Source organism: Planctomycetota bacterium (assembly GCA_026387035.1).
Taxonomy (GTDB): Bacteria; Planctomycetota; Phycisphaerae; order FEN-1346; family FEN-1346; genus JAPLMM01.
Map to the genome: position 1 here is coordinate 1 of JAPLMM010000015.1, position 2202 is coordinate 2202.

Consider the following 2202-nt stretch of genomic DNA (forward strand, 5'->3'; position numbering starts at 1 on the left):
GGCCAGTAGGGGAGGTCCGGCGAAAAGGAAAAAACCGCTTCCACGGCCGCACGGGCGTCCGTGTGGGGCAGGCTTCCGATGCCGGTGGCCCGGCAGTTGCCGAGAAAAGTCATTCTCGCTTCCGCGATTCGCGTGCGGGCCGGGCCCCGCCAAGGGGTTGCCGGGGCACGCCGAACTAGGCCTCGATTTCCGCAATGGCCTGCTGGGCCGTCTTGTTCCCGTAAAGGATGGCCATGATGCCGGGCAGGTACTTGTCCATCATCAGCACGTTCGGGTAGACCATGTGCTTGATGAGGGGGGAACTCAGGCGATCGTCTTCGACGTCGATGCTTGACTTGTATCGCAGTTCGCCGTCCGAAAAGTCCATCTCGAAGTTCCCGATGCGCATTCCGTAGTTGGCGCGGGTGATGAACTCGGCCATCTCCCGCCGCTTGTCTTCAGGCACGTTGATCGGGGCGATGGAGTAGAAGATGAACTGGTCCGCCTCCTCGACGGCCCGCGCAATGCACGTCCACTTGCCGTTGTCGCCCGCGAACCCCATCCGCAGGATAGGCTTGCCTTCGACCTGTTCGAATTTCCAATCGTCCTCCCGGAAGAACCGGACCATCGCGTCGTACACCGCTCCCATCGTCCGTCTCCTCTCGGCTCTCCCGATGTGTGAGCGAACCCTCGTGTCGACGCAGGCTGCCGCCCCCCTCTCGCCGCGCCGCCCGACGTCGGCAAGGCGAGCGGCACCGTTCGCCACCTATACTACCTCCCGGCGCGGGACGCAAACAAGAAGCCCCCGTCGCAGAAACCTTCGCCGAACCGGTCCGCCTCACGCGCGCCGAGGCAGACGGTTTCGAAGCCTTCTTCCTTCAGAATCCGCAGGATCTCGAGGCGCCCCTCCTGCGCCAGTCTCGTCGGAAAGAAGCCGCGGGTGCCCACCACAACGCCGAACGTTGTCCTTGCCATGACGGATACCCATTTGGAGATTAGTGAATTAGTTTCTGAGTCCCTGAGCCCCCGAGTGCCCGAGAACAGCGCCCCAGGCGCCAAGATTCCAGCCTCAAGCCTGAAGCGGGCGGCTTGCAGCCGGCGGTTGCGGCTACTTCGTCGCCGGAGAAGCCGCGATGTCCGCCGGCGGCGGGATCGTGACCGCGCCCGTGGCCGCCCACTCCGTCCCGCGGATCATCAGCGCTGCGCAGCCGGGATGAACGACACTCGTGGCGTCGTGGCCCAGGAGGTTTACGAAGACGCGACCCTTGCCGTAGGTCACGGTGAAGACCATCGGCTCGTGCCCGCCGGTGCCCTTCCGGGCCGGGTCGGCCCAGGCCGTGACCAGGATGTGAATATTCTCGGCCGGGCCGCGCATGGCCTGGTACAGTTCGTCCTTGGCATGCCCCCACTTTTCGGGCAGGCCCCTGGTAATCGGATGGTCCTTGTCGCGGACCCGGACGGGGTAGGCCCACTGCGGCCCGTGACCGGCGCCGGGCCCCTCGCCCTTCTCCTGGCGGACGACCTTGCCGGCGTCATCCATGTAGAGGCGGGCTCCTGTGGCAGGTCCCTGCCACAGGAGGGCGACCATCTTCGCCCACGCTTCCCACTTGGTGAACGCATTGTTGGCCGCGTGATACACGACCAGGCCGCCGCCGTTCTCCATGTACTTCTCGAAGGCCTTGTTGACCTCTTCGGGCCAGGGCTGGCCGTTATAATTCGAGAAGACGACGCCGTACTTCGAGAAGTCGGGCTTGAACCCGGCCCACTGCTCCGCGGGGGCGTCCTTGGGCGGACTCGTCAGCACCTCGACGTTGAACCGCCCGGTCTTCTCGAGCATCGCCTTGATTGGCGGCGTGGTCGCCTTCCAGTCGTGGTTGTTCTGGCCATCGATGATGAGCACGTTGATCTTGGCCGCATCCGCAGCCGGCGCGGACGACGCCAGTGCAAGCCCGATCGCGCCGAAGGCCAGCAAACAGCAAAATGTGCGAACCATGCCTGAACTCCTTTCAATGGCAAGGGCTGTGTCAAATCGCCGTTACTTCAGGTCGGCCGGAGCGGGGATCGTGACCGCGCCCGTGGCCACCCACTCCGCGCCGCGCTCCAGCAGGATCGTCGTGTCCGGCGCGGTCGTCTCGGGCACGGCGTGGCCGAGCACCGTGACGAAGACGCGGCCCTTGCCGAAGGGCACCGTCCACGCCATCGGTTCATGCATCTCCGTGCCGG

Annotated in this window: 4 protein-coding genes; all 4 read right to left on the bottom strand. The window is 65.2% G+C overall.

Translation table 11 applies throughout. The features are described 5' to 3' along the window. Positions 1-175: 175 nt before the first annotated feature. Positions 176-628 carry a YbjN domain-containing protein gene (locus tag NTX40_00465; protein ID MCX5647565.1) on the bottom strand — a complete coding sequence of 151 codons (453 nt, stop codon included), beginning with the start codon at positions 626-628 and terminating at the stop codon, positions 176-178. 122 nt (positions 629-750) lie between these two features. Beyond that, complete coding sequence (locus NTX40_00470; protein MCX5647566.1) at positions 751-954, bottom strand: hypothetical protein; 204 nt, start codon at positions 952-954, stop codon at positions 751-753. Between the two features lie 133 nt (positions 955-1087). Then, positions 1088-1972, bottom strand: coding sequence for a ThuA domain-containing protein (locus tag NTX40_00475; protein MCX5647567.1), 885 nt, complete (start codon positions 1970-1972; stop codon positions 1088-1090). A gap of 42 nt (positions 1973-2014) precedes the next feature. Continuing rightward, positions 2015-2202, bottom strand: a 188-nt coding sequence (locus tag NTX40_00480) for a ThuA domain-containing protein (protein MCX5647568.1), incomplete at its 5' end; no start/stop codon positions are given.

What these genes read in the sequence shown, in the direction of transcription:
- NTX40_00470 (MCX5647566.1), bottom strand. Translation starts at nt 954, where the DNA reads ATGGCAAGGACAACGTTCGGCGTTGTGGTGGGCACCCGCGGCTTCTTT.
- NTX40_00475 (MCX5647567.1), bottom strand. Translation starts at nt 1,972, where the DNA reads ATGGTTCGCACATTTTGCTGTTTGCTGGCCTTCGGCGCGATCGGGCTT.
- NTX40_00465 (MCX5647565.1), bottom strand. Translation starts at nt 628, where the DNA reads ATGGGAGCGGTGTACGACGCGATGGTCCGGTTCTTCCGGGAGGACGAT.